Source organism: Bradyrhizobium sp. SZCCHNS3052 (assembly GCF_032484495.1).
Taxonomy (GTDB): domain Bacteria; phylum Pseudomonadota; class Alphaproteobacteria; order Rhizobiales; family Xanthobacteraceae; genus Bradyrhizobium.
Genome location: NZ_JAUETB010000001.1, coordinates 424,518 through 443,234, shown reverse-complemented (window position 1 = coordinate 443,234; position 18,717 = coordinate 424,518). Strand labels below are relative to the sequence as shown.

Here is an 18,717-nt window from a genome sequence, read left to right as displayed (position 1 = left end):
GCGCCCCGATCACCCGACGGTCATCGCGCTCGGATGCAGCACCGGCGCGTAGCCCGCCTTGATCGCGCGCAGCGTCGAGGGCGGGGTCAGCAGCAACGCGTCGGTGATCCCTGCGCGTGGCGCGTCATAGCCCGCCGCCGACCAGGGCAGCGCCCTGCCTTTTCGGATCAGAAAGCTCTCCTCGCCTGCCTGCACCATGGCCCCGTCAGGCAAGGCGGCGAGCGGCGTCGGCAGCGGATGCAGGCGCTTGCGACCGCGATCGAGGCGCTCGCGATGGAGCACGCGATCGATCTCGGAGATGCGCAGTGCCCCGACGCCGTTGCCCTCCTCCCACGCCGCACGAAACCTCTTGGCGTCGTCGCGGCGGCAGTAGAAGCAGGGGCGATGACCGGCGGCGAGCGCGGTCGCCTCGTCAAGGAAGAACAGCTCGGTCCAGCTTTGCGTTGCCATGACCTTGCGGCGCTTGCCGCGAAACTCGCACAGGCAGACCAGCCAGGCGGGACTCGACCAGCGCCGGTTCAGCAGCGTCTTCGTGGCGGGGTCGTGGATGATGCCGCGATTTCCGGTGAAGAGGCCGCGATGCGGCGCGGCGACGATATCGCCCATCGGCGTGACGCGGTTCTGCAGCGGCATGGCGAGCCTTCGGCTGGCGAATAGCGAATGGGGAGTAGCGAATAGCGAACGCCTCGCCCACCCGAATTCCCTATTCGCTACTCCCTATTCGCCACTCTCCGGGCTTACGCCGCCCCGTCGCGCAGCGGCGGCGCGAACGACAGCGCGGTGTCCCAGGGGAAGAAGATCCAGGTGTCCTGCGACACCTCGGTGATGAAGGTGTCGACCAGCGGCCGGCCCTTCGGCTTGGCGTAGACGGTGGCGAAATGGGCGTCGGGGAGGATCTCGCGGACCATGCGTCCGGTCTTGCCGGTATCGACGAGATCATCGACGATCAGGAGCCCCTTGCCGGTGCCGCCGCCGAGTTGCGCCGTGTCGGCCGAGATGCCCTTCAGGACCTGCAGCTCGCCCTGCTTGGTGTGGTCATAGCTCGCGATGCAGATCGTATCGATGACGCGCACGCCAAGCTCGCGCGCCACGATCGCCGCCGGCACCAGTCCGCCGCGGGTGATGGCCACGACGGCATGAAACGGCCCGATCTCGTTCAGCCGCCAGGTCAGCGCCCGGCAATCGCGATGAAACTGGTCCCAGGACACCGGGAAGGCCCGGCCCGCGCGCTCCTCTGCACTCAAAGTCTTGTCTGGCATCTCATCTCGTCCGTGAGTTCTCGAAAGCTGCACCTGCTTTAGCGCGTCACATTCAGCCCGGCGAGCATCTCCTTCACGGCCGCCATCGCGGCCGACAGCTTGTCCTGGTCGCGCGAGCGCACCACCAGATGCGTGTTCGGCTTCTGGTCCTCGTCGATGAAGGGATAGCTGCCGATGATGGTCTCGGGGTGCGCCTTGGCGATCTCGCGCAGGGGGCCGCCGATATCGCCCTCGCGGGCATTGGCGCGCACGGTCTCCGACAGCATGCGCACGCCCGATTTCAGCTTCGGCGCGACGATGTCCATCATCGCCTGCATGATCGACGGCACGCCGGCCATGACGATGACGTTGCCGAGCTTGAAGCCGGGCGCCAGGATGGTGGCGCTCTGGATCAGCTCGGCGCCGTCGGGGATGCGCGCCATGCGCAGCCGCGCCTCGTTGAGCTCCTGCTCGCTCCAGCGCTCGCGGAAGCGCGCCACCACCTCGGGATGGTGGTCGATGCCGACGCCGAACGCCTTGGCGATCGCATCCGCGGTGATGTCGTCATGGGTCGGACCGATGCCGCCGGTGGTGAACACATAGGTGTAGCGATGCCGCAGCGCATCGAGCGCCGCGATGATGTCCGGCTCGTCGTCGGAGACCACCCGGACCTCCTTGAGGTCGATGCCGAGATTGGTGAGGTATTCGGCGATGAAGCCGATGTTCTTGTCCTTGGTGCGGCCGGACAGGATCTCGTCGCCGATGACCAGCAACCCCGCGGTGACGATCTCGCTCATGGTTTCTCCTCGCATCTGTCGTCTCTTTTGGCCCGCCACGGCGCCAATGTCATCCGGAACGTCGCAGTCTATGCCGCGGATTTGAGCACCACGCAGCCGGTTTTTCGGGCACGGCCTTCGCACCCCCCCACGAAATGCCGCAGGAGAATGCATATCGCGCTGGCCCGCCCCTTGCTACCATCCCGAGGAGTCATGCAGTGTATGGCGAGGCTGGGACACACGGGCATCTATGGCAGTTGCGTTCGACGAAATGAACGGGCCGGGCGGCGAGGTCCGTCAGGCGTATCAGGAGCTGTCGCGGTGGCTGAAGGAAACGCCGCCGGAGGCGCTAGAGTATCGCCGCCACGAAGCGGAGCTGTTGTTCCGGCGAATCGGCATCACCTTCGCGGTCTACGGCGAGGCGGAGGCGCAGGAGCGGCTGATCCCGTTCGACGTCATCCCGCGCATCCTCTCGGGCAAGGAATGGACCCTGCTGGAGAAGGGACTGAAGCAGCGCGTCAAGGCGCTGAACATGTTCCTGCGCGACATCTATCATGGCCGGGACATCCTCCGCGCCAACGTCATCCCGGATGACTTGATCTTCCAGAACCCGGTGTTCCGCCCGGAGATGAACGGCCAGGACGTGCCGCACGACGTCTACGTCCATATCGCCGGCATCGACATCGTCCGCGTCGACGCCAACGACTTCATCGTGCTCGAGGACAACGCGCGCACGCCGTCGGGCGTGTCCTACATGCTGGAAAACCGCGAGATCATGATGCGGCTGTTTCCGGACCTGTTCGCGCGCCACCGCGTCGCGCCGGTCGAGCGCTATCCGGACGAATTGCTATCGGCGTTGCGCTCGGTGGCGCCGCTCAGCGCCTCGGCCGAGCCGACGGTAGCGCTGATGACGCCGGGCATCTACAACTCCGCCTATTACGAGCACTCGTTCCTGGCCGACAAGCTCGGCATCGAGCTGGTCGAGGGCCGCGACCTCATCGTCAAGAACGACGAGGTGTTCATGCGCACTACCGAGGGGCTGAAGCGGGTCGACGTGATCTACCGCCGCGTCGACGACGACTTCCTCGACCCCCTCACCTTCCGCCCGGATTCGGCGCTCGGCGTGCCCGGCCTGATGTCGGCCTATGTTGCCGGCAACGTGACGCTCGCCAACGCGGTCGGCACCGGCATCGCCGACGACAAGGCGATCTACTCCTACATGCCCGATGTCGTGAAGTTCTATCTCGGCGAGGAGCCGATCCTGAAGAACGTGCAGACCTGGCGCTGCCGTGAGCCGCAGGATCTGTCCTACGTGCTCGACCATCTCGGCGAGCTCGTCGTCAAGGAGGTGCACGGCTCCGGCGGCTACGGCATGCTGATCGGCCCGGCCGCCACCAAGGCGACCATCGAGGCGTTCCGCGACAAGCTGAAGCGCGAGCCGGAGGGCTTCATCGCGCAGCCGACGCTGGCGCTGTCGACCTGCCCGACCTGCGTCACGTCAGGGCTGGCACCGCGCCATGTCGATTTGCGCCCGTTCGTGCTGACCGGCCGCGACCGCACCACCATCGTGCCCGGCGGCCTCACCCGCGTGGCGCTGAAGGAAGGCTCGCTGGTGGTGAATTCCAGCCAGGGCGGCGGCACCAAGGACACATGGGTGCTGGATGAGTAAGCCTCGCCGCCCTCGCTTCACGCGCTTCGTTCCCGTGCATGCCTTCCCCCTCGCCGGGGCGGGTTCACATCGCACCTCATAGATTGCCCATGCTGTCGCGCACCGCCGAAAATCTGTACTGGCTGGCCCGCTACGTCGAGCGCGCCGAGTACCTCGCCCGCACCATCGACGCCACCCTGCGCGTCACGGCGCTTCCCGCGGCCTATATCGGCAAGACCAATGAGTGGGAATCGGCGCTGATGACCGCCGGCGTCAACGTCAGCTTCTACGAGCATTACTCCGAGGCCAACGAGCAGAACGTCGTCGAATATCTCTCGTTCAACCAGTCGAACCCGTCCTCGATCAAGAACTGCATCGAGGCCGCCCGCCTCAACGCCCGCTCGGTGCGGACGGCGCTGACGTCGGAGATGTGGGACACCCTCAACGGCTCCTGGATCGAGCTCCAGGAGGTCTGGAGCAAGGGCACCAAGACGCGCGAGGAGCTGGCGCGCTTCCTGCGCTTCGTGCAGGAAACCTCGCTGCGCTTCGACGGCTCGGCCTACCGGACCATGCTGCGCAACGACGCCTACTGGTTCTCGCGGCTCGGGCTGCATCTGGAGCGCGCCGACAACACCGCCCGCATCCTCGACGTCAAATATCACGTGTTACTGCCCGAGGAGGAGCATGTCGGCGGCCCGCTGGACTATTATCAGTGGACCTCGATCCTGCGTTCGGTCTCGGCCCTCACGGCCTATCACTGGGTCTATCGCGAGACGCTGAAGCCCTGGCTGATCGCGGACCTGCTGATCCTCAACGACACGCTGCCGCGCTCGCTGGCGAGCTGCTACGGCAACCTCGTCCGCAATCTCGACCAGATTGGCGTCGCCTATGGCCGCCAGGGGGCGGCGCAGCGCCATGCCCGCGGCGTCCGCAACCGGCTCGACCACTCCAACATGGACGACATTTTCCAGCGCGGCGTGCACGAGTTCATCCAGGAGTTCATCGCCGACAATTCACGGCTCGGAGAGATCATCACCAAGCAGTATCTGATCTGAGCGCCTGGAGCGCGGCGAATACGGCGATGGGCGGCCGTCGGACTGTGACTGCGAGACCACGTCCGGCACCCGGCCCCCTGCCCTCCGCCCGACGGATCCTCCTTCCCCCTTTCAGGGAGAGGTGAAACGAGCTACCGCGGACAGCACATCTGACGAAGACTGGTCGACCGCCATGCGCCTGCGTATCTCCCATTCCACCACCTACCGCTACGAGCCGGCGGCGACCGGCGCGATCCAGATCATCCGCATGACGCCCGGCAGCAATGACGGCCAATATGTGGCGGAGTGGCAGATCGACGTGTCGACCGATTCCCGCCTCGACATGCACGAGGACGCATTCGGCAACGTCACCCACGTGATCACGCATGGCGCGCTCGAGGACCTCACGATCACCGCCGAAGGACTGGTCGAGACCCACGACACCGGCGGCGTGCTGAAGGGAGCGGACGAACGCTTCCCACCCAGCTTCTTCCTCCGGCAGACGCCGCTCACGGCCGCAAATGCGGCCATGGCCGCCGTCGTGCGCGATCTGCGCGCGGAGTCGGAGAGCGACGTACTCGGCCTCCTGCACACGCTGATGATGCAGGTCTACGAGCACATGACCTTCGACGAGGATCCGACCCACAGCGGCACCTCGGCGGCGGAAGCCTTCGTGCTGAAGCGCGGCGTCTGCCAGGACTATGCGCATATCTTCATCGCCTGCGCGCGCGCCGCCGGCATTCCCGCGCGTTTCGTATCCGGCCACTTCCTGCGTTCCGATGGTGCAGTGCACCAGGAGGCCGGCCATGCCTGGGCGGAAGCCTATGTACCGGATCTCGGCTGGGTCGGTTTCGACGCCGCCAACTGCATCTGCACCACCGACGCTCATGTCCGGGTCGCGATCGGACTCGATTATCTCGGCGCGGCGCCGGTGCGCGGCACACGCTATGGCGGCGGCACCGAGACGCTCACCGTGAAAGTGAAGGTCGAGCAGGTCGGCCGCGGCGGTCCGTCGCAATCCCAGTCGCAGCGGCAGTCCTGAATTCTGGAACGCGCGCTCCAGCCATGGTGTCGTTCCGGGGCGCGCGAAGCGCGTGCCCGGAATCCATCGGGCGGCAGAATGCACGGAGGGATGGATTCCGGGCTCGTCGCTTCGCTCCGCCCCGGAATGACGACCTTTTGTGGAGCGACCGCTCATTCCGGCTTCGACATTGGCGGGGGTGGACGGGAGGCCGATTTTCGCTAGTAATTCGCGCAATGGCTCGAGGGGACTGAGATGACCTATTGCTGCGGAATTCTGGTGCGTGACGGCCTCGTCATGATCGCGGACACCCGAACCAATGCCGGTCTCGACAACGTCTCGACCTTCCGCAAGCTGCACATCTTCTCCAATCCGGGCGAGCGCATCGTGGCGGTCGCCAGCGCCGGCAATCTCGCCATCAGCCAGTCCGTCCTATCGACCTTGACCGAAGGGATGGAAGACCCCGACACCGGCGAGGTCGAGACCCTGATGAACGCGCCGACGATGTTTCAGGCCGCACAGCGCATCGGCAAGGCGATCCGCATGGTGCACGCCACCGAAGGCCCGGCGCTGAAGGCCGAAGACATCTCGTTCGACGTCTCGTTCCTGTTCGGCGGCCAGATCAAGGGCTCGCGGATGCGGCTGTTCATGGTCTACACCGCCGGCAACTTCATCGAATGCACCACCGACACGCCGTACTTGCAGATCGGCGAGCACAAATACGGCAAGCCGGTGCTCGACCGCGCCATGCATTACGACGTCGAGCTCTACGAGGCGCTGAAGACGGGCCTGATCTCGATGGACTCGACGATGCGCTCCAATCTCGGCGTCGGCCTGCCGATCGACGTGCTGGTCGTGCGCGCGGAGGCCTGCGAGGCCGACCTCAATCATCGCATCGAGGCCGGCGAGCCCTATTTCCACGATCTCCGCTCGCGCTGGTCGGCGGCCCTGCGCGCTGCGCATAACAACATTCCAAGGCCGCCCTATAAGACTCAGAGCGAGTCAAAACACTGAAACTGCAAAACACTTGAACTGAAGGTGAGGAAACATGGCTGAAGCGGCAAAGAAGATCGCGCTGGTGACAGGCGCAGGCACGGGGGTCGGCCGCGCCGCATCGCTCGCGTTGATGAACTCCGGCTTCACCGTGGTGCTGGCCGGTCGCCGCAAGGAGATGCTGGAGGAGACCGCCAAGCTCGGCCCAGCCGGCATGAGCCTCCCCGTCTCCGCCGATATGATGGACCCCGCCTCGATCGCGGCGCTGTTCGACACCGTGAAGTCGACCTACGGCCGGCTCGACGTGCTGTTCAACAATGCCGGCATGGGCGCGCCACCGGTGCCATTCGAGGACCTCACCCTGCAGCAATGGCAGTCGGTGGTGGCGACCAACCTCACGGCGCCGTTCCTGTGCACGCAGCACGCCTTCCGCATCATGAAGGATCAATCGCCGCGCGGCGGCCGCATCATCAACAACGGCTCGATCTCGGCGCACGCGCCGCGGCCGTTCTCCTCGCCCTACACCTCGACGAAGCACGCGATCACGGGTCTGACGAAAGCGTCGAACCTCGACGGCCGCGCCTATGACATCGCGGTCGGCCAGATCGACATCGGCAACGCCGAGACGCCGATGACCGAGCGCATGGTCGGCGGCGTGCTGCAGCCCGACGGCCGCATGATGCCGGAGCCCCGCATGGACGTGAAGGCGGTCGGCGACGCCGTCGCCTACATGGCCGGCCTGCCGCTCGACGCCAACGTCCTGTTCATCACGGTGATGGCGACGAAGATGCCGTTCGTCGGACGGGGGTGATCACTTCTTTCAGATCCCGCTCCCTGCTCTCTCCACTCGTCATTCCGGGGCGCGCGAAGCGCGAGCCCGGAATCCATAGCCACACGCGGTGGTGTGGCGCGAGATGGATGTGGCATTTATCTTCGTCACACGACGTCTCACGGTGATGGATTCCGGCCTCATCGCTGCGCGATGCCCCGGAATGACGGAGAGAGCGCGGCCGGCTCGCCCTACTCCAACCGCTCCACCTTCCGCAGCTCGGGAAACAGCTTCATCCACGCCAGCGCGATCGCGATGGTGCCGACGCCGCCGAGGATGGCGGCGGGCATGGCCCCTAGCAGCGCGGCGGTGACGCCGCTCTCGAACTGGCCGAGCTGGTTGGAGGCGTTGATGAACAGGAAGTTCACCGCGCCGACGCGACCGCGCATCTCGTTGGGCGTGGCGAGCTGAACGAGAGAAAAGCGGATCACGACGCTGACGGTGTCGGCGGCGCCGAGAACGGCGAGCGCAGCGACCGAGATCCACATCACATGCGAGACGGCGAACACGACCGTCGCCGCACCGAACACGATGACCGCCTGGAACATGCGCAGGCCGACGCGCCGCCGAATGGTGTAGCGCGCCAGCACCGCCGTCATCGCCAGCGCGCCGACCGCTGGCGCGGCGCGCAGCACGCCGAGCCCGAACGGCCCGGTGTCGAGAATATCGCGCGCGTAGATCGGCAGCAGCGCAGTGACGCCGCCGAGCAGCACCGCGAACAGATCGAGCGAGATGGTGCCGAGGATCGCCGGATTGGCGCGGATGAAGCGGACGCCGGCGAACAGATCGTCCTTGCTGCCCTCGAGCCGCTCGGCCGGCACGTCATCAGGCACCTGCATCAGGCCGGTCAGGGCCATGCCTCCGATCCAGAACAGCATCATGATGCCGTAGGGCACACCGGGCGCGACCGCATAGGCGAAGCCGCCGATCGCAGGCCCCGCGATGGTCGCGAGCTGCGCTGCACCGCTGGACAGCGCGCTGGCCCGCTGCAAGGTGCCGGACGGCGCGATCAGCGGCAGCAGCGCCGCCGTGGCCGGACTTTCGAAGGCGCCGGCAATGCCGAGCACGAAGACGGCCGCGAACAGCTGGAATTCGCCGAGCTGACCGGCGTAAGCGCCCCAGCACAGATAGAGCGCCGTCAGCGCCTCGACGAGCTGACAGAGCTGCACGACGCGCTTGCGCTGGAATCGGTCGGCGGCGCTGCCGGCGACGAACACCAGCAGTGCCGTTGGCAGGAACTGGATCAGCCCGACCATGCCGAGATCGAAGGCGCGCCCGGTCAGATCGTAGATCTGCCAGCCGATCGCCACCGCCGCGATCTGGCTCGCAAAGCGCGACAGGCTGCGGGACGACAGGAAGAACAGGAACGCGCTTTGCTTCAAGAGATCGCGCGCGCCGATCGGGACGGTGGACGACATGATGGCGCCTGCGTGACGCAGCCCTCACTGCTTGTCAATCGCGGGCCCCGCATGGCCCGCGCGGCATTGCACGCGGCAGTTCCCTGCGCCCATAATGAAACGGGGTTCGGGGGATCTGATGCTTCAGCTGCAATCGGCGTTCGGGATAATCGCACTGCTCGCGATCGCATGGGCGCTCGGTGAAAACCGGCGCGCGGTGTCGTTGAAGCAGGCCGGGCTCGGGCTGGTGGTGACGCTCGTGACGGCCATTGTCCTGCTCAAGGTGCCTGCGGTCGCCCGCGCGTTCGGCGCCATCAACGACGTCGTGGGCGCCATCTCGTCGGCCTCCCGGGCCGGCACCTCCTTCGTCTTCGGCTATGTCGGCGGCGGCGCCCTGCCCTTCGAGCTGAAGGCGCCCGGTGCCGATTTCGTGCTCGCCTTCCAGGCGCTGCCGATCGTGCTGGTCATGAGCGTGATCACGACGCTGTTGTTCTACTGGCGCGTGCTGCCGCCCTTGGTGCGCGGCATGGCCTGGCTGCTGGAGCGCACCCTCGGCGTCGGCGGCGCGGTCGGCCTGTCGACCGCCGCGAATGTCTTCCTCGGCATGGTCGAAGCGCCGCTGTTCATCCGGCCGTATCTGGCGCAGATGACGCGCAGCGAATTGTTTCTCGTCATGACCGGCGGCATGGCCGGCATCGCCGGCACCGTGCTGGTGCTCTACGCCACGCTGCTGGCGCCACTGATCCCGGATGCCGCCGCGCATTTCGTCATCGCCTCGGTGCTCGGCGCGCCGGCGTCGATCCTGGTCAGCCTGATCATGGTGCCGGAGACGTCGAAGCAGCTCACCGGCGGCGCGCTCGGCGATCCCGGGACTCAGGCCACCTCGACCATGGACGCGATCGTCAAGGGCACCAGCGCCGGGCTCGAACTCCTGATGAACATCGTGGCGCTGCTGCTGGTGCTGGTCGCGCTGGTGCATCTCGCCAACGCGATCCTGTCGCTCTTGCCCGCCATCGGCGGCGCCGACATCTCGCTGCAGCGGCTGCTCGGCCTCGTGATGGCGCCGGTGTGCTGGCTGATGGGCCTGCCGTGGTCGGAGGCCGTCACCGCCGGCAGCCTGATGGGCACCAAGACGGTGCTGAACGAGCTGATCGCCTATGTCGAGCTGGCCAAGCTCGACGCCGGCGCGCTCGATCCGCGCGCGCGGCTGATCATGCTGTACGCGATGTGCGGCTTCGCCAACTTCGCCAGCCTCGGCATCATGATCGGGGGCCTCGGCACCATGGCGCCAACGCGGCGCGACGAGATCAACGCGCTCGGCCTGAAATCAATCGTCTCGGGCACCCTCACCACCTGCCTGATGGGCGCGATCGTCGGCCTGCTGACGTGAGCTGAGCTCGGTCGTCTTCGGGAGAAGCAGCGGCGCGATCCGGGCCATCACGAGCTGCGAGCCCGCCGCCGTGAGATGCGCGTGGTCGAACGACAGCGGGACGTCGCCGACCGTGAGCGGACAGCGTCCGCTCTCGCAGACCGCCGACAGGATCGAAACGTAGGAAAAGCCCTCACCACTCGGCAGCCCCGCCTGCATGGCCGAATCCAGCGCGAAGATGTCCGAGCGAACGAAAGCCACGGGATCCGGCGCCATGCCGCGCAAGGTGGCGCGCGCCAGCATCGACGGCAGTCGCGCGCGAAATTGCACGGACGGGCCGAGCAGCACCACCGGAATGCCGGCATCACTGAGCCGAGACAGGGTCGACCTGAGGTCGCGCACCATTCCGGCAAAGCGCGGCGATCGGGCATCTTCGAGCCAATCGGCCGACATCACCACCAGGTCGGGCCGGTGCGCCGCGAAGTAGTCGCGCATCTGGGCCGCCAGCGCGCGGCAGGCGGCCACGCCCTGCGTCTCCGCGCTGAAGGTCGGCATGCAGGTGGGCTGGCTCGCCTGCATGATGTTGACGGTGTCCGGATCGAGCTCGGCCTTGAGGCCGTGGTAGTAGTGCGCAGCAAAGCTGTCGCCCCACAGCAGCAAATTGGTCTTGCCAGGCACTGGACGGAGGCAATCCTCGGGCACGCGCCCGTCCGGCGTCGTGAAGCAGGTGCCGTAGCGATAGACCGGCTTCATGTCGTAGGCGTTGTAGGCGTCCAGCCGCTGCGCCGCGCGGTCGGCGTCCGACACGGCGCCGGCGCGCAGCAGACCCACGCCGCTGCCGGCCAGCAGCAGCAGGCTTGCCAGCGCCGCAAGACCGAAGGCCGCGCGCGGGGTCGCTGCGAGTTTGCGATGGCGGAACGGCTGCTCGATGAAGCGCCAGGACAACGTGGCGACTGCGACCGTGAGCGCGAACAACGCCACCCGCTCCCAGCCGTCGAGCGCGAGGCCGGGCTTGGCGAAGCGCGCGAAGGCGAACAACGGCCAGTGCCACAGATACAGCGAATAGGAAATGCGGCCGAAGAACGCCGCCACGCCGAGCGGCGATAGCGGGCTACGCGGCACGTTGGCCACGCGGGCGCCGCTCCACAGGAACAGCGCGGCGCCGAGGCATGGCGCCAGCGCGTCGACGCCGGGGAAACCCGGTCCGGGGCGCAGCGCCAGAATCGGCACCGCCATCAGCAGCAGCGACAGCGCGCGGGCGCCGCGCTGGGCGAGACCAGGCCGCGGTGCGGGAAGGCCGGATATCGCGACCAGGCTGCCGAGCAGGAATTCCCAGGCGCGCGGCGGGCTGAGGAAGAATGCGCTCGCGGACGCGCCGCCTCGCATCAGCAGCAAACCGAGCGCGAACGAGCCGGCAGCCAGCAGCGCCAGCGTGAAAGTCAGCGCCAGCCTGCGGCCGCGCGCTAGCAGCAACACGGCCCAGACCACGATCGGCAGCACCAGATAGAACTGCTCCTCGACCGCGAGCGACCAGGCGTGCAGCAGCGGCTTCTCCACCGCGGCGTGGTCGAAATAGCCCGACTGCTGCCAGAAGAAGATGTTCGAAGTGAAGGTGACGACGGCGGCCGCGGAACGGAAGAATTCGGCGCGCTCGGAGCCCAGCATGTCCTGCGACGCCGGGAGCGCCGCGAACGCCACCATGGCGTAGAGCGCCGGCAGCAGCCGCCGCACCCTCCGCTCGTAGAATTGCACGAACGAGAAGCGGCCCGCCGCGATCTCCGCGGCGATGATGCCGGTGATCAGGTAGCCGGAGATGACGAAGAAGATGTCGACGCCGACGAAGCCGCCGAAGATCGCCGGCGCCTCGAAATGGAATGCGACGACGGAGAGCACCGCGATGGCGCGCAGCCAGTCGATGTCCTCGCGATGTCCTACACCCGAAGCCGAGCCGGCGCCCGCGCTGGCGAAGCGGGGCTGCATCGATGCGCGCGTGCGAGGCGCGCGCGGGATCGTGGGAGCGAACTGGACGACGAAGCGCGGCAACGGGACGGGTACGCCTTTACGCAAGCCCGCGGCGAACACCTCTTACGGATTCGTCGCCGGCCCATCCGTCCCAGTGACGCGAGACCGGATGTCAACACACACGCGCGATGGGACCGCCGTCCATCGCACGCAAATGTTTCCATCCATTTCTGTCGGCTTTACGTCGACAGTTCGACGGTTTTGAAGTCGGCCGGCAGGATCACTTCCAGCAGCTCGACGTCGTCGGAATAGTCGAGGATCATGTGCCGGATCTTCGGCGGCTGGGTCCAGCAGCTGCCCTCCTGCATCAGCGTCTCGCCGACGCCTTCGAGGTAGCTCTTCACCCAGCCCTTGAGCACATAGACCATCTGGAAGTCGACCGCATGGGTGTGCAGCTTGGAGACTTCCTGCGGATTGCACGGCGGCAGCATGCGGATGACATGCGCGCGCGCCAAACCGTGCGTCGCGTCGGCGATGCCGAGGTCGCGGTAATGGGCATAGGCGCGCAGGCCGTCGGCCTTGAAGTCCTCCTCGCGGTGATGGCTGATCGCGACCTTCTGTTTGCGGCGGCGCGGCGCCGGCGCTGGTCGCCCCTTGCTCGCCAGCGCCTTGCGCGCCGAGGGCGCAGCCGCCCGGCCCGGCTTGGCGGGCGTCTTCGCCAGCGGCTTGGCGCTAGTTCTCGTAACGGCCTTCGCCGTCGCCTTACTGCTCTTGCCGGTCTTCAGCGCCGCTGACTTGGCGGCGGCGCGTGATGCGGGCTTGGTCGTCCGGCTCTTGGTGGCCATGGTGCTCTCCCTGCGTATCCTCGTCGCGAGGGTAGCACATATGGAGAGTCCCAGCAGCCGCTCCAACAAAGGTCGTCATTCCAGGGCGTGCGAAGCACGAGCCCGGAATCCATTCCTCCGCGCGTTCTGCCGCCCGATGGATTCCGGGCTCGCGCTTCGCGCGCCCCGGAATCTCATGAGGCGGCAGCGGTGGCTGTCAGCCTCAATGCAGCCGGAAGACGCCGTCGACGGCGCGCAGCTCGGCCGGCTTGATCAGCTTGGAATGCGCCACCGTGACCGAATACAGCGGACCCTCGATCTTCTCCTGCCAGAACGCCAGGAAGTCCTGCAGCGCCGGGAATTTCGGAAACAGGTCGTAGTTCTGCCAGACATAGGTCTGCAGCAGCGAGCGATGGTCCGGCATCCGATACAGGATCTGCGCCGTCGTCAGCCCGTAACCCAGCACCTGTTTCCGAAAGTCCTCGGAAACCTCAACCTTCGACACCATGCCAACCTCCGTTTCTGGAGCGCATGTCCGTGTGGCCATCCGGGATGGAGCCACCCGGCAAAGATGCGCTCACTGCCTAGAAATGTGACGCATGTCCTCAACCCATCTCAAGCTTAAATGTTTAACGACATGTTGAAAAATGCTGCATTAGCAGCCACTTAGCCCAGGTGCTAATACGGGGTTTCACGGTCCGTTCCGCTCCCGTTAACGCTATCGGAACGCTTTGGCAGAGCCCGCAGTTGACTGCTAATTTTTCTGCTACAAGCCCTTGCCCGGCTGAATGCTCTCCCCTAAATCCAGCCTGCGTGCTGGCACTCGCCGGCGCCGACTGCCAAATTTCCAGAAACTGACAATCGCCTCAATAGCTTAGGAGGACTGTATGGCTTTCCGTCCGCTTCACGACCGCGTCGTGGTCAAGCGCATCGACGCCGAAGAGAAGACCGCTGGCGGCATCATCATCCCCGACTCGGCCAAGGAAAAGCCCTCGCAGGGCGAAGTGATCGCGGTGGGCCCGGGCGCCCGCGATGAGAGCGGCAAGCTGGTCCCGCTCGACGTCCAGGTCGGTGATCGCGTGCTGTTCGGCAAGTGGTCGGGCACCGAGGTCAAGATCGACGGCCACGAGCTGCTGATCATGAAGGAAAGCGACATCATGGGCGTGCTCACCGACACCGCGTCGAAGAAGAAGGCCGCCTAAGCCAACCCGCTCAACGCTCACCCTGAGGAGCGCCTGCGGGCGCCCTGCCCAGGGTGAGACGACCAATTCAACTCAGGGAAACCCAATATGTCAGCAAAAGACGTAAAGTTCGGCGTCGACGCTCGCGACCGCATGCTGCGCGGCGTGGACATCCTCGCCAATGCCGTCAAGGTCACGCTCGGTCCGAAGGGCCGCAACGTCGTCCTCGACAAGTCGTTCGGCGCGCCGCGCATCACCAAGGACGGCGTCACCGTCGCCAAGGAGATCGAGCTCGACGACAAGTTCGAGAACATGGGCGCGCAGATGGTGCGCGAGGTCGCCTCGAAGTCCGCTGATGCGGCCGGCGACGGCACCACCACCGCGACCGTGCTGGCCCAGGCCATCGTGCGTGAAGGCGCCAAGGCGGTTGCCGCCGGCATGAACCCGATGGATCTGAAGCGCGGCATCGACCTCGCGGTCGAGGCGGTCGTTGCCGACCTCGTCAAGAACTCCAAGAAGGTCACGTCGAACGACGAGATCGCCCAGGTCGGCACCATCTCCGCCAACGGCGACGCCGAGATCGGCAAGTTCCTCGCCGACGCGATGAAGAAGGTCGGCAACGAGGGTGTCATCACCGTCGAGGAAGCCAAGTCGCTCGAGACCGAGCTCGACGTCGTCGAGGGCATGCAGTTCGACCGCGGCTACATCTCGCCCTACTTCGTCACCAACGCCGACAAGATGCGCGTCGAGATGGATGACGCCTACATCCTGATCAACGAGAAGAAGCTGTCGTCGCTGAACGAGCTGCTGCCGCTGCTCGAGGCCGTGGTGCAGACCGGCAAGCCGCTGGTCATCGTCGCCGAGGACGTCGAGGGCGAGGCGCTGGCTACGCTCGTCGTCAACCGCCTGCGTGGCGGCCTGAAGGTCGCGGCCGTCAAGGCTCCGGGCTTCGGCGATCGCCGCAAGGCCATGCTGCAGGACATCGCGATCCTGACCGGCGGCCAGGCGATCTCGGAAGATCTCGGCATCAAGCTCGAGAACGTCAACCTCTCCATGCTCGGCCGCGCCAAGAAGGTGATGATCGACAAGGAGAACACCACGATCGTCAACGGCGCCGGCAAGAAGGCCGACATCGAGGCGCGCGTTCAGCAGATCAAGGCGCAGATCGAGGAGACCACCTCGGACTACGACCGTGAGAAGCTGCAGGAGCGTCTGGCCAAGCTCGCGGGCGGCGTCGCGGTGATCCGCGTCGGCGGCGCGACCGAGGTCGAGGTCAAGGAGCGCAAGGATCGCGTGGATGACGCGATGCATGCGACCCGCGCGGCTGTCGAGGAAGGCATCCTGCCGGGCGGCGGCGTCGCCCTGCTCCGTGCCTCCGAGCAGCTCAAGGGCCTGCGCACCAAGAACGACGACCAGAAGACCGGCATCGAGATCGTCCGCAAGGCGCTCTCCGCTCCGGCCCGCCAGATCGCGATCAACGCGGGCGAGGACGGCTCGGTCATCGTCGGCAAGATCCTGGAGAAGGACCAGTACGCCTATGGCTTCGACAGCCAGACCGGCGAGTACGGCAACCTGGTCTCCAAGGGCATCATCGACCCGACCAAGGTGGTTCGCGCCGCGATCCAGAACGCCGCCTCCGTGGCCGCGCTGCTGATCACGACCGAAGCCATGGTCGCCGAGCTGCCGAAGAAGAACGCCGGCGGCCCCGCGATGCCTCCGGGCGGCGGCATGGGCGGCATGGACTTCTAAGTCCGACGCTTCGTCGCAGACGACAATTGCAAAACCCCGGCAGCGATGCCGGGGTTTTCGTTTGTGCTGGAATTGTCGCATCGCCAGCCTCGGTTTCGGGCTCATGCCCCCCGATGCATTCAATGCGTAGTTCAGATGAGCGCACGCCGCATCCTGAAGGCGCAGGCGGGAGCGACATCCGGGGTCTCACGAACTACGCAGGTGATCCCGCATGTCGCTTCGCTCATGCGGGCTACGGGCTCCGCGCCGCCCTACTTCACCATCGTCCCGATCCGCTCAAAACGGATCCGGCCCGGCTTGCCTTTCTCGGCGCTGGTGGCCGAGAAGAAGATCATCGCGGCGCGGCCGATGACATTCTCGATCGGCACATAGCCGATGGTGCCAAGCACACGGCTGTCGGTCGAGTTGTCGCGGTTGTCGCCGAGCATGAACAGCCGCCCGGGCGGCACGACGAAGACGTTGGTATTGTCGAAGAAGCCGTGGTCCAGGCAATCCAGCGTCTCGTAGCTTGCCCCGTTCGGCAACGTCTCGCGCCAACGCTTGACGCGCTCGTTGGCATCGCCGCCGCAGGCAGCCTCTCCGGTCAGATCCTCGACCCGCTCGCGCTCGACGGCCGTATCGTTGATGTAGAGCACTCCATCCTTCATCTGGACGCGATCGCCGGGCAGTCCGACGACGCGCTTGATGTAGACGGTCGCATTGTCTTTCGGCAGGAAGAACGCGACCACATCACCGCGCGCAGGTGTCGCGCCCCAGATGCGCGCCGATGGCGGCAACGAGGAAGGCCATGACAACGGCCAAGTGAAGCGGCTGTAGCCGTAGGGATATTTCGACACGAAGAAGACATCGCCGACGCGAAGCGTTGGAATGTTCGAGGATGAAGGGATGTTGAACGGCTGATACAGGAAGGAGCGGATCAGTACCGGCGAGGCCAGCAGCAGGCACAGCAGCGCAAAGCCCGCGATGAATATCCCCGCGATCGCCCACCACGGCTCGCGCTTCGGCCCGATTGCACCCGCATCCAGGCTCGTCATCGCGTCTCCCCCCTTCTTCACAGCCTGAGGATGATGGAAGGCCCGGCCATGCGCAATCGCCAAATGAACCGGCGGCCACGCGGCCGCTGATCACCTCCGGCGCCTGCCGCCCCGTCAACAGGAGGCCGCCCGTGGGCGACCTCACCGATTTGGAGTCTTCACCGCCCCTTCCGCCACGGCGCGTCGGCTTCCCAGTCACCGGCCATGATCGAGCCGTAAGGGATCACCTCGTCGGTCACCTCGCCGAGGCCGTAGCGTGCGATCTGCGCCCGTACCGACGCCGCGTTCTTGTAGGCCTGCGGCAGCTCCGACAAATCAGGCTTGCCGCAATAGAACCGCGCATCGATGCCCTCGGGCATCTCCGGGCGATGCGCGCGCAAAAACGCCTTCCGACCGAGATTGCGGCCAGCGCCGTGCGGCGCGAAGCCGAGCGCATCCTTGTTGTCGCGATGCTTCAGGATCAGCACCGGCTCGGCCATGTTGAGCGGCACGATCGTGCGTCCGTCATCGTCAGCCGAGAAGCCGGACCAGTTCGGCGTCGCCCCCTTGCCGTGGTAGAACAGGCCGTCGCTCTTCTGGAAGACGAAGTTGTGCTCGTTCCAGAACCGGTCGGCGACGGCGTTGCCGAGCTTCGCCGCAGCGAGATCGTGAATCGCGTGGTGATTGGCCCTGGTCCACAGCCGCGCGACCTGCAACGCCTCCCAATAGGCGCGGCCGTCGTCGCTCGACGCCTTGATCCAGGCGCTGTGCTCCGGGACCTTCGGCGCATGGATCGCGGTGTGCCGCTTCGCCACCGCCATGCCGCGCTTGTAGAGCTGTGCGCCGAAGCCGCGCGAGCCGTGATGCGTCACCAGCGCCGCCTGCCCGGTCGACCTGAGATGGCCGACATAGGCGAAGTGGTTGCCGTCGCCCTGCGTGGCGAAGTGGCCGATCGCGAAGCGCTCGAGCCCCTTCAGGAAGGGGTTGGCCTCGAACCCTGCCATCACCTCGTCGGGCGGCTGATGCAGCCGGTCGCGTCCGCCGGGACCGAAATGGGTCACGGCGTGAACCGCATCGAGAATGCGCTTGGGATCGTCCTTGCGCGCGAACACCGTCACCGCCACCGAGCAGCAAATGTCGGAGGAATGGAAGCCCGGATGGATCGCGTCCTCACAGGCGACCACGCCGCCGACCGGGATGGTGCCGAGCGCCGTTCCCGACGGACAGGCGTCCGGCATCACGGCGCCGGCTACGATGGTCGGCCCCCGCATCAACGCATCCATGTGCTGGGTCACCGCCGCGACATTGGCGCGCTCCAGCTCGTTGTCGGCCTCGATCAGCATCGCGAACGGCACGCCGTTGGTGCGCATCAGCGTCTCCGCCGGCTGCAGTTCCTGCAGCGCGGCGAAGATCGCGTCATCATCGGCGCCATCGGCCCGCATCGCATTGGCCGTCGCCAGTCCCTCCTTGAACCAGCGACCGGGCTTGAAGCCCCAGGCGATCAGGGTGTTTCCGTCGATCATCTTGCTACTCTCACATGTCCAGCCGGAGCTTTGTCGTGCCCCGATCCACCTGCGTTCACCTCGCGGGATGCCGCCCGTGGGCGGCTCCCTCCACCGGTCGACGACGTCACGTTCGTACGAACGCAGCGCCGATGAGCCGACGGCTCCGTCCGCGAGGGCG

17 protein-coding genes are annotated in these 18,717 nt (G+C 66.3%); 8 read left to right on the top strand and 9 right to left on the bottom strand.

All coding sequences use genetic code 11. The annotated features are described in order from the left end of the window. Positions 1 to 9 precede the first annotated feature (9 nt). From QX073_RS01995 to QX073_RS01985, 3 genes are all read right to left on the bottom strand, one after another. Entirely contained in the window at positions 10 to 633 is a 624-nt protein-coding gene (locus QX073_RS01995) for a hypothetical protein (RefSeq protein ID WP_316225245.1), read from the bottom strand. Between the two features lie 104 nt (positions 634 to 737). After that, positions 738 to 1,259 carry a xanthine phosphoribosyltransferase gene (gene gpt / locus QX073_RS01990; RefSeq protein ID WP_315714724.1) on the bottom strand — a complete coding sequence of 174 codons (522 nt, stop codon included), beginning with the start codon at positions 1,257 to 1,259 and terminating at the stop codon, positions 738 to 740. 38 nt (positions 1,260 to 1,297) lie between these two features. Continuing rightward, complete coding sequence (locus QX073_RS01985) at positions 1,298 to 2,035, bottom strand: competence/damage-inducible protein A (protein WP_315714725.1); 738 nt, start codon at positions 2,033 to 2,035, stop codon at positions 1,298 to 1,300. A gap of 229 nt (positions 2,036 to 2,264) precedes the next feature. Between QX073_RS01985 and QX073_RS01980 the strand changes: the two genes are divergently transcribed. From QX073_RS01980 to QX073_RS01960, 5 genes are all read left to right on the top strand, one after another. Then, positions 2,265 to 3,683, top strand: coding sequence for a circularly permuted type 2 ATP-grasp protein (locus QX073_RS01980; RefSeq protein ID WP_315749414.1), 1,419 nt, complete (start codon positions 2,265 to 2,267; stop codon positions 3,681 to 3,683). An 89-nt stretch (positions 3,684 to 3,772) separates the two neighbouring features. Beyond that, positions 3,773 to 4,717 carry an alpha-E domain-containing protein gene (locus QX073_RS01975; RefSeq protein WP_315714727.1) on the top strand — a complete coding sequence of 315 codons (945 nt, stop codon included), beginning with the start codon at positions 3,773 to 3,775 and terminating at the stop codon, positions 4,715 to 4,717. Between the two features lie 172 nt (positions 4,718 to 4,889). Beyond that, positions 4,890 to 5,738, top strand: a complete 849-nt coding sequence (locus QX073_RS01970) for a transglutaminase family protein (RefSeq protein WP_315749412.1) — start codon at positions 4,890 to 4,892, stop codon at positions 5,736 to 5,738. A gap of 234 nt (positions 5,739 to 5,972) precedes the next feature. Beyond that, complete coding sequence (locus QX073_RS01965; protein WP_315714729.1) at positions 5,973 to 6,731, top strand: peptidase; 759 nt, start codon at positions 5,973 to 5,975, stop codon at positions 6,729 to 6,731. 34 nt (positions 6,732 to 6,765) lie between these two features. Further along, positions 6,766 to 7,521: an SDR family oxidoreductase gene (locus QX073_RS01960; RefSeq protein ID WP_315749410.1), complete on the top strand. Its 756-nt coding sequence runs from the start codon at positions 6,766 to 6,768 to the stop codon at positions 7,519 to 7,521. Positions 7,522 to 7,730: 209 nt separating this feature from the next. On the opposite strand, the gene QX073_RS01955 is transcribed toward QX073_RS01960, so the two are convergent. Further along, the gene (locus tag QX073_RS01955) at positions 7,731 to 8,957 is read right to left on the bottom strand and encodes an MFS transporter (RefSeq protein WP_315749409.1); all 1,227 of its coding nucleotides are present in this window, start codon (positions 8,955 to 8,957) and stop codon (positions 7,731 to 7,733) included. Between the two features lie 118 nt (positions 8,958 to 9,075). Here QX073_RS01955 and QX073_RS01950 point away from each other — a divergent pair, with 118 nt between their 5' ends. Beyond that, a complete protein-coding gene (locus QX073_RS01950; RefSeq protein ID WP_315749407.1) occupies positions 9,076 to 10,326 on the top strand; it encodes a NupC/NupG family nucleoside CNT transporter in 1,251 nt (416 codons plus the stop codon). Here the strand turns inward: QX073_RS01950 and QX073_RS01945 are convergent. From QX073_RS01945 to QX073_RS01935, 3 genes are all read right to left on the bottom strand, one after another. Next, complete coding sequence (locus QX073_RS01945) at positions 10,264 to 12,285, bottom strand: acyltransferase family protein (RefSeq protein WP_316225244.1); 2,022 nt, start codon at positions 12,283 to 12,285, stop codon at positions 10,264 to 10,266. The genes QX073_RS01950 and QX073_RS01945 overlap by 63 nt on opposite strands. Before the next feature lie 221 nt (positions 12,286 to 12,506). Beyond that, the gene (locus QX073_RS01940) at positions 12,507 to 13,112 is read right to left on the bottom strand and encodes a cupin (RefSeq protein WP_315749404.1); all 606 of its coding nucleotides are present in this window, start codon (positions 13,110 to 13,112) and stop codon (positions 12,507 to 12,509) included. 202 nt (positions 13,113 to 13,314) lie between these two features. After that, positions 13,315 to 13,599 carry an usg protein gene (locus QX073_RS01935; protein WP_315714735.1) on the bottom strand — a complete coding sequence of 95 codons (285 nt, stop codon included), beginning with the start codon at positions 13,597 to 13,599 and terminating at the stop codon, positions 13,315 to 13,317. A gap of 379 nt (positions 13,600 to 13,978) precedes the next feature. Here QX073_RS01935 and groES point away from each other — a divergent pair, with 379 nt between their 5' ends. Next, positions 13,979 to 14,293 (top strand): co-chaperone GroES, encoded by a 315-nt coding sequence (gene groES / locus QX073_RS01930; RefSeq protein WP_315714736.1) that lies wholly within the window; start codon positions 13,979 to 13,981, stop codon positions 14,291 to 14,293. Between the two features lie 87 nt (positions 14,294 to 14,380). After that, positions 14,381 to 16,021 (top strand): chaperonin GroEL, encoded by a 1,641-nt coding sequence (gene groL, locus QX073_RS01925; protein ID WP_315714737.1) that lies wholly within the window; start codon positions 14,381 to 14,383, stop codon positions 16,019 to 16,021. Positions 16,022 to 16,272: 251 nt separating this feature from the next. Here groL and lepB read toward each other — a convergent pair whose 3' ends face one another. Both lepB and QX073_RS01915 read right to left on the bottom strand, forming a co-directional pair. Beyond that, positions 16,273 to 17,055, bottom strand: coding sequence for a signal peptidase I (gene lepB, locus QX073_RS01920; RefSeq protein WP_316202219.1), 783 nt, complete (start codon positions 17,053 to 17,055; stop codon positions 16,273 to 16,275). A gap of 158 nt (positions 17,056 to 17,213) precedes the next feature. Beyond that, entirely contained in the window at positions 17,214 to 18,557 is a 1,344-nt protein-coding gene (locus QX073_RS01915) for an RtcB family protein (protein ID WP_316225243.1), read from the bottom strand. Between the last annotated feature and the right edge of the window lie 160 nt (positions 18,558 to 18,717).